The 1378-nt window shown below is 26.8% G+C and carries 1 protein-coding gene; it reads right to left on the bottom strand.

Annotated elements, in window-relative coordinates:
* Positions 1-1367: ShlB/FhaC/HecB family hemolysin secretion/activation protein (locus CP965_RS13975; RefSeq protein ID WP_164971039.1), on the bottom strand; the 1367-nt coding region annotated here is incomplete at its 3' end.
* Positions 1368-1378: the final 11 nt, after the last annotated feature.

Genomic DNA, 1378 nt, shown 5'->3' with positions numbered 1-1378 from the left:
CCAATACTTAAATCCTGACTTCCATCTAAATTCTTATTTCCTAAAGCATATTGAAGCTGTAAAGAGTTCTTCCAACTAAAATATTTATTTATATTTAGGTTTTGATTTACTTCAAGATTTACTTTAGAGAAATCACCATTTGTATTTGCTCCATTCTCATCATTTTGTGTATCCTCTTGTGTATCAAAGCTTAATCTACCACCTGTTAAATAAAAATTAATACTTGATTGAAGATATTTATTAAAAACTATTGAGTCTTTTGTATAATCAAGACCTATAAGGGCTACAATAGTATCTTTACCTAAAGTTGTAGAAGTAGAGTTTATCTTGTCTTCCATATTATTATAAGAGGTTTTAAAATATGTTTCTAGGTTTTGATTATTTGATCTTATCAAAGGATAAGAAAGCTTAGCAATAATACTATTTGAAGATCCTAAAGCATCAAGCTCTTTATATGTACTTCCTAACTCATAAGTTGTCTTAGAAAAACTAACTTCACCTCTTAACCCATTCTTATGAAGTGGAAAATTATATGCTAAACTACCATTTAAAAGGTCACTGTTTTGAGAGCTTAAAGCTGTAAGTGAGATTTTATCTCCTATTTTAAAAGGGGAGTTTATATTAATCCCTGCCATAACTCTATGTTTTCCTGTATATTTAGAACCATAATTGTCAGTAATAACATAACCATCATATTTCTTACTTGAACTAGTTCCTATTATAAAATCACTGGTACCAACTTCCTTTCCAGGTTTTATTTGTGTACTACTAATAGTTACTCCTGGAGTATCATTTATAATAAGTAATGCTCTTTGTAAACTCTTTGTTGAGATAGTTCCTTCTTCTATGTTTTTTATATCATCTAAATTTCCTTGTAAAATAGAATCTTTTACTAGTGAGTTATTTTCTAGTTTAAATTTAGAATACTTTCCTTCTATAATAGAGATTTTTAAAATATTTTCTTGCTTTTGTAAATTTTGTACAGGAATATAAGCCCTTGCTACAAAGTAACCTTTTTGTCTATATTTTTTTGTAATCAAGCTTGTAATATCTTGAATATCTTTAAAACTCAATTCTTTGTTTTCAAAAGGTTTTACAATAGTTTTTAAATCTTTGTTTGATATATGCTTTGCATTGTGAATTAAAAATCTTTTTATATATACTTTCTTCCCATCTTCAAAAACTTTTTTGTACTCTTCATCCTCACTTTGTAACGGTGGTAAAACCTTTTTCTCTTTTTCTATCTTTGGAGGTGTTACCTCTTTTAATACATCACCTATAGTTGGAATATCTACTCCGTATAAATTAATACATGTAAATAAAGATAGAATTAATAAACTTTTTATTTTTAAACTTATATTTTTCATTATATTTCATC

Source organism: Halarcobacter mediterraneus (genome assembly GCF_004116625.1).
GTDB lineage: Bacteria > Campylobacterota > Campylobacteria > Campylobacterales > Arcobacteraceae > Halarcobacter > Halarcobacter mediterraneus.
This window is presented reverse-complemented; position numbering and strand designations above follow the sequence as displayed.